Consider the following 7,424-nt stretch of genomic DNA (forward strand, 5'->3'; position numbering starts at 1 on the left):
GCTTGTTCATGAAGAAGAACCCCCGCCTCTCGGCTGTATGCCGATGGACGGGGGTTCTTCTTGGTAAGGGTACCGTTTTATACAGGATACAAAGTGACTAAATCTTCTGATTAACTATCTCTTGGAGCTTGCCACTTCGGTTATAAAAGATTGTTCTTGTTCGGGTCGTACAGGCCCGATCTGTCCTTAAACCAGTTGAAGATATGTGATACACATACTTTGAGCACCGCGTATCCTGGAACAGCGAGCAGAATGCCCACGACTCCAAACAGATTACCCGAAGTCAGAATGACAAAGATAATCGTGATAGGATGGATTTTCAGCGTTTTACCCATGATCTGTGGTGAGATGAATTTACCTTCAATTAACTGTACGATCGTCCATACGGCAACCATTTTCAGCAGCATCACCGGAGAAGTGACGAGTGCCACGATCAATGCTGGTGTAATCGCAATTGCAGGTCCCAGATACGGAACAACACTTGTGAACGATGCGATAATTGCAAGAATCAATGCATAATCCAGACCAATGACCATATAACCGATGTAGAGCAGAATACCGATGCAGAAGCTGACGATAATCTGTCCACGAATGAATGAACTGATCTGGTGATTGATGTCTTCCAGCACATGCATTGCGCCCGTACGGCTCTTGATCGGCAGGAAAGACAGAATTTTCGCTGGCAGCTTCTTGCCGTCTTTCAGCAGATAGAACAGAATGAATGGAACCGTTACGATAGACAGCACGGTCTCAGTGAAAGCTCCGAGAAATCCGCCCAATTTGGTCCAGGTCGAGTTCAGAATTTCAGTAGCCTTTTGGGAGATTGTTCCCCACCAGTCCTGCGAATTCAGATTCACCGTTTCCTGGAACTGACCGAACAATTTACTGCCCGTAAGCTCCTCAAACTGCTGTTTTACCGTCTCACTGTAGGTTGGGAAATTTTCAATCAGCCCCACAATCTGGTTACGCACAACCGGAATGACCGCCAATACTACGACTGTCAGAATGCCTCCAATCGCAAGATACAGGATCAGAATGGACCAGCCGCGCTTGATTTTCCACCTTTCCATCACATCCACAATCGGATTCAGCAGATAGTAGAGTATGCCTGACAGAATAATAGGTAGCACAATGGTTTTGATGAGTACTGCGAGCGGATGAAGAACAAAGGATACTTTGGTCAGAACCATCACGTTCAGTCCCACCAACAGCAGAATCAGCAGAAATAGGACAAACTTGTTGTTAAGAAAAAATCGTTTGAACCGCTCCGGCCAAACGCGGGGTTGCTCAGGTTGCTCCATAGGCGTGTCGTCCTCTCTTATGACCCTTATTCAAAACTAAACTATAAAGCTAAATAAATGCCCACACACGAAAAAAATACCTTGTACAAGCCAACATATGTATAACACTCTGGATTTATACGTATGGTGCTGTTTAACCGTTTCAAATTAAACCGGTAAAGTCATTTTACCCCAAAATGAGTCTTCTGCCCCACACGAATCATTTGCAAATTCTCCCTATTCAAAAACGGCCCGCCTCCCTGGGAGACGAACCGTAAATTTATAGCTATACCCTACCAATAAGCCAGCTTTTATGCTGAAAAATGAAGATTAAGCTTTTCCTGCTAATTGTGCGATTAACTCATAGGAATGCAGCCGTGCCTTATGATCATAGATCATCGACGTAATAATCAGCTCATCTGCCTGCGTCTGCCGAATGAAAGATTCCAACTGTCCACGTACGGTTTCTGGTGAACCATTAACAGCTGCCTTCAGCGTCTGCTCAACACCAGCTTTCTCACGATCCGTCCATTTGCCTTCCATCTCTGCCGGAGGCTGTACCAATCCCGTTGTGCCGCGAATAATGTTCAGGAACTGCTGTTGCATCGTTGTACCCAGCCATGCTGCTTCCTCGTCTGTATCCGCAACAACGGCGTTAACACCAACAATCACATGTGGCTCCTTCAAGCTATCAGATGGTTGGAAGTTGTTTCGATACGTTTCCAGTGCAATCCGGGTGTAATCGGGCGAGAAGTGGCTGGCAAAAGCAAACGGCAATCCCAGCTGACCTGCCAGACGTGCACTGAAATCACTGGACCCCAAGAGGTAAATTGGAATATTTAATCCTTCTCCAGGAACTGCGCGAACAGGCGCATGATAAGATGTCGCCGAAGCATCAAAGTATGCTCTGAGTTCTGCCAAAAGCTCAGGGAAATCTTCCCCACTGTTCAGATCTTTACGTAGTGCAAGCGATGTACGGCGGTCACTACCTGGTGCGCGACCCAGTCCCAAGTCAATTCTGCCAGGATAAAGGGATTCCAGAGTACCAAACTGCTCAGCGATGACAAGCGGTGCATGGTTAGGCAACATGATGCCTCCTGAACCCAGACGAATCGTTTTGGTTCCACCAGCCAGATATCCAATAACAACCGAAGTTGCGGAAGAAGCAATACCCGGCATGTTGTGATGTTCAGCTACCCAGTAACGGTGATATCCCCAACGCTCTGCATGCTGTGCCAGATCAAGACTGTTGCGCAAAGCATCAGCAGGTGTTGCACCCACAACGACGGGGGCCAGATCCAAAATGGAAAGCTTAACGTCATTAATATGTTCTTTATGGGATGAAGCCGTATTTTCAGTAGTCATTATCATTTAATCTCCTCGATGATTATATTTTTGTATATCCAGATATATAGATTAATTAAATCGCAATTGGATATGGTGATGTGTTCATAATCTAGCCGTTTACATCCGGACGGAATCCCTGCCTGCATATGCATCCTAGCTTCCGTTCCGGCATCCGGCTTATAACTCGTTCTGTACGTACTCGGCAAACTGACGGATTGTCTCCTCGTTGCGCCGATAATACGTCCATTGTCCTCTTCGCTCGGAGAGCAGCAACCCTGCCTTGAGCATAGTCAGCAGATAACTGGAGATAACCGACTGAGCCAGTCCAGCCTTCACTTGAATCGTACCAACACAGATTCCGTTCTTGCCACCATCCGGATGCTGAGATAGTTCCAGCGGTGGGAAGTGTTGCTCCGGGTTTTTGAGCCACAACAAGATTTGTCTACGTGTCTCGTTCGATAATGCTTTAAATATAAGTATAGGTTCCATGGGTAAATTATACCCCCTTTCATCCATTTTGCAAACACATGAACAAACAAACCGACTCATGATCGAGTCGGTCTGGTATCATATGGAATCCGTATCTGGATTCAACATCCATATTAGAAATTGGTTGTAATCGTCTGTTTAACCTGATCCAACATGGCTTGATATGCGGGGGCATCCAGGTATCCAATACTACCGAAGAGCAGATGATCTACGGCTTCAATACCTACAAAATCGAAGATACCTACGTCTGAAGTTAATTTCAGTCCAGCGGTCATGCCAATCTGATCATAAATTTCACTTGGTGTACCATGTGTATTGATGATGAGTCCTTTTTTGCCTGTCAGCAATTTCTCGATTCCCGCTTCACCTGCTGCATATGCAAAACCATAGGCGAATACACGGTCAACATATCCTTTCATAATGGCAGGAAGACCTGTCCACCAGATCGGATAGATGAATGTGATAACTTCTGCATCCGTAACAAACTGTTGCTCTGTTGCGATATCCTGTGGTGTCTGTCCTGCACGCATGGAAGCTGTGTCAGCTTCAGTCAGTACGGGTTGGAATCCAAGTTTGTACAAGTCACGAACAACCACTTCATGGCCTTGAGCTTCGAGAGCTTCTACAGCAGTATTGAGGATTGCGTTATTCAAGCTGTCTGTGTGTGGGTGAGCATATACGATAAGATGTTTCATGGTGTGAATCCCTCCAGGTTTGGTTTGAGTTAGGTTGCGAAAATGGGGTTACATTGATACGCTCCCGCATACATAGATATCTATGTATATGGGCAAAAAAATATTTGGGCTCCTCTGCCTCCACCCCAGTCAAATCTGAAAGGGTTGCAGACAGAAGAGTTCATTCATTATAACTTTCGGACAATAATGGATAACAAGCTCTCCAATTGCTCCGACTGTTCATCGGACAAGCCACTATAGATGATGTCATTAATCTGCTCTGATACCTGATGGAAGATCGGTTCGAGTCGCTTCCCCTGTTCGGTTAGGCGAATAATCGTCACCCGGCTATCTTCCGCACTCTTGTTGCGTTCAACATAGCCAAGCTTCTCCAGCTTGTTGACCAGTACCGTTACCGTTGGTTGCGTGCGTTGAACACGTTCAGCCAACATCTTGATCGACAGCGTCTCTTCCCGGTACAAGAACATCAATACATCTCCATGAGAAGGAACAATCCCTGTTACCTCATGCTGTTCCAATTCGTGTACAATCCGTTTGTTGACATGGTCTCTGATTCTTGCAATCAGTGCAATTGCGTTGTATTTAGGCATGACCTCATTATACATAGACATCTATGTAATTTCAAGTTCTTTTTATAAAAAAGAAAACAGCCCTTTCCATCCTGCTAACATGTGGAAAATATCGGGCTGTTTCGATTCTACTTTGATCCTGATCTATAATGTTAGATCTTAGCTAATCGTTTTTTGAATTCATGTTGGATTCATGCTGAATTCAGTTAATCCATTGCGTGATTTTCTCAACGGATTGTCGGGACTTCTCACGCTGGGGCTCCTCTGCCCGATAACCGAAGGCTGCCATCATGGAGACGCCCCATGCGCCATTTTCCAGCAAGCCCTCTTCTTCCATAATACGGTGGACGCCCTCACGGCTGAAACCTTCGATTGGACAAGAATCAATCTCGATCTGAGCTGCCGCCGTCATCATGTTGCCAAGTGCAATATAAGTCTGTTTAGATGCCCAGTCGAATAATGATCGTGGATTATCCAGAATTTTCTGGTTATTTTGAAACTTTCCATAAGCCTCACTTGTTAGCTCAAATACGTTATTAGGCATTCCCTTTGTTTCCTTCAACATGTACTCCGCATAGGGAGAATTATAACTGGCATCTGATCGGGCCAAAATAACAACAAAATGGCTTGCTGTAGCCAATTGCTTTTGAGCGCCGGAAGAGACTTCGGACAGACGCTTACGCAGGTTTGGATTTTGTACAATCAGAAACTTCCACGGTTCAAGGCCAATGGAACTTGGAGATAATCTGCCTGTTTCCAATATAAATTGGAAATCCTCATCCGAGATTTTGCGGGTATCATCAAATATCTTTGTTGCATGCCGGAAATGATACGCCTTTAAGATGTCTTCCTTTGTCTTTGACTTTGCTGTAACTTCCATGGAGCTCCACGTCCTTTTTATAACTTTTTTTATGTTGAACAATAATGTTTAAGTGGTTTCATCTCAAGTATTATTTTAGGCTCTATGTGTATAAATTAAAAGTACGCACATTATTGTTTCTTGGTTTATAAAAGTAAGTATTGGATGAAAGACAGCAATAATCCACTGGGCACATACATGGCCCTAGTAGATTATCTATGACTCTTTTCTTTTAAATCTTGAAATCTTGAACCAGCTTATTCAGATTTAATGCACTATCCTTGACTTGATCAGATTGTTTAACTACTTCCACAGATTGCGCAGCAGAGGCAACCATATGTCCTGCAATTTCCTGACTGGATGCGGCTGATTGTTCACTTGCTGATGCAATCTCGTGAATGGAGCCCACTAGTATTTTGATATTCGCAGTCACTTGTTGTGAGGTTGCATTGAGATCTTTAACTGCATTGGCATGATCAAGAGAATCGACATAATACTGTTCAGCTGTATCCTCCAATAATTTATAATCTTTGCCAACCTGATTGAACATAAAGGATAGCAACTCTTTGGCATTCGAGGACAGATTGGTTACAGACTGCATAACTTCCTCCGTGACCTGCTGAATTTGATCGGCAGCCTGTCTGGAATCATCAGCCAACTTTCTAATCTCGCTTGCAACAACCGCAAAACCCCTGCCTGCTTCCCCAGCCCTTGCAGCTTCAATGGATGCATTGAGTGCCAGCAGATTAGTCTGCGCTGTAACATCCAAAATAGACTGAGATAATATACCAATCTGATCTACAGCAGTTGCACGTTCCAGCGCTTCTGACATCTTCTTACTCGTATGATCGTACATGTCTATGGCTGCTCGGCTCGATTCGCGGGCTTCCTGCTTCAACTTTTCAGCCTTCGTGCTGGTCACATAGGCGGACTCTGCTTGTTTAGATGTCTGTTCCGATATATATTCAGCTCCCTGTTGCATCTCATTAGCCGAATGATTCATATTTTCCGTATGGGCTGAAGCCTCTTCCATTGCAGCAGAGAGCTCTTCAACTGTAGCTGATACTTCACGAATTCGTTCATTCAGACCAGCCATGTTCTGGTTGGTAAGATCGCTAACCTGGTTGATATGATGAGATTCCTGAACTACACCACGAATGACATTTGTTGTGGAATCGGTCATTGTACGAATAGCTCGTGCGATGACACTTATCTCATTATTTCCCTGTGTTAGATGCGGATCTAAGGATGCCGTTAAGTTGCCTTGTGTTATTTCTTCACAATAACGGGTGATAGCTTTCATTCGTTGACGTATACTGCGAATCACTACAAATGAAATAAGAATGAGTGCTGCAAGTGAAAACAAAAGAACCGAACCGAGCACCAATGCTCGCTGCTGAATTACTTCCTGTGTATCCGCATAGAGCTTGGCTGACTCTTCTTCGTTATGCGCACTCAACAGGGTGATCGTCTCCACAATTGCTGTACTGCTTTTGTTAATTCTTCCTCTCTCTTCACTATCGTAGGTGCCCGACATCTTTTTGGTATCCATGATTTGCTCAATATCCTGATAATATGTATCCATCTTTGCTACCAAATCTGCAAATATCTCTTTTTCTTTGGTATCCAATGTTCTTGCTGAAAATTCATTCAAGCCATCCGTGATACTCTTCTTACCTTTCTGAACCTGATCGTACTGTTTGTCGGTATACTCTGCATTATCAAGAACCTTTGTATAATTGGCGCGCATATTATAGAAATTACTTTTCAGTTCAAGAACATTGGTTTGATGCTGGAAGCGGTCATTATAGAGGATGCCTTGTCCCGTTTTTGCTTCGTTCATTCCGAAAATCCCAATCAGAAAAACAGTAAACAAGCCGATTAGACTAATTACAGTCATGATGACCATCGTTGTTGTTAATTTCATATTTTTGAGTTTATTTCCTTTCTTATTTTTTGGCTTAGACTGAATTGACATGATTATTCCCCCACTTTAAATAGTAGATAGCCTTATATATCTTATATCTATATCGTATGTATCCATATTGTTTGTTAGCATTTCAGGAAAATCGACTTTATTCATTTGATGAGAAAAGTAATGGGAGACAACAAAAACCAGCTAATGTTTGTCAAGCATTTCTGGTTGGATGAGTTCTCTTTTCGTGGTATACTTTTTCCGACCAAC

General features: G+C 43.7%; 7 protein-coding genes. All 7 read right to left on the bottom strand.

Annotated elements, in window-relative coordinates:
• Nucleotides 1–140: 140 nt before the first annotated feature.
• The 7 genes from C161_RS03530 to C161_RS03560 all read right to left on the bottom strand — a co-directional run bounded on the left by C161_RS03530 (nt 141) and on the right by C161_RS03560 (nt 7,217).
• Nucleotides 141–1,301 (bottom strand): AI-2E family transporter, encoded by a 1,161-nt coding sequence (locus C161_RS03530; RefSeq protein WP_036614215.1) that lies wholly within the window; start codon nt 1,299–1,301, stop codon nt 141–143.
• A 309-nt stretch (nt 1,302–1,610) separates the two neighbouring features.
• Nucleotides 1,611–2,645, bottom strand: coding sequence for an LLM class flavin-dependent oxidoreductase (locus tag C161_RS03535; RefSeq protein ID WP_051449565.1), 1,035 nt, complete (start codon nt 2,643–2,645; stop codon nt 1,611–1,613).
• Nucleotides 2,646–2,804: 159 nt separating this feature from the next.
• A complete protein-coding gene (locus tag C161_RS03540) occupies nt 2,805–3,116 on the bottom strand; it encodes an ArsR/SmtB family transcription factor (RefSeq protein ID WP_036668255.1) in 312 nt (103 codons plus the stop codon).
• A 113-nt stretch (nt 3,117–3,229) separates the two neighbouring features.
• A complete protein-coding gene (locus tag C161_RS03545) occupies nt 3,230–3,811 on the bottom strand; it encodes an NAD(P)H-dependent oxidoreductase (protein ID WP_036668256.1) in 582 nt (193 codons plus the stop codon).
• A gap of 167 nt (nt 3,812–3,978) precedes the next feature.
• Nucleotides 3,979–4,422, bottom strand: a complete 444-nt coding sequence (locus C161_RS03550; protein ID WP_327196762.1) for a MarR family winged helix-turn-helix transcriptional regulator — start codon at nt 4,420–4,422, stop codon at nt 3,979–3,981.
• A gap of 160 nt (nt 4,423–4,582) precedes the next feature.
• Entirely contained in the window at nt 4,583–5,260 is a 678-nt protein-coding gene (locus C161_RS03555; protein WP_036614223.1) for an NAD(P)H-dependent oxidoreductase, read from the bottom strand.
• A 211-nt stretch (nt 5,261–5,471) separates the two neighbouring features.
• Nucleotides 5,472–7,217, bottom strand: a complete 1,746-nt coding sequence (locus C161_RS03560; RefSeq protein WP_036668258.1) for a methyl-accepting chemotaxis protein — start codon at nt 7,215–7,217, stop codon at nt 5,472–5,474.
• Nucleotides 7,218–7,424 lie beyond the last annotated feature (207 nt).

Source organism: Paenibacillus sp. FSL R5-192, assembly GCF_000517845.1.
In the GTDB taxonomy this organism is placed as follows: Bacteria; Bacillota; Bacilli; order Paenibacillales; family Paenibacillaceae; genus Paenibacillus; species Paenibacillus amylolyticus.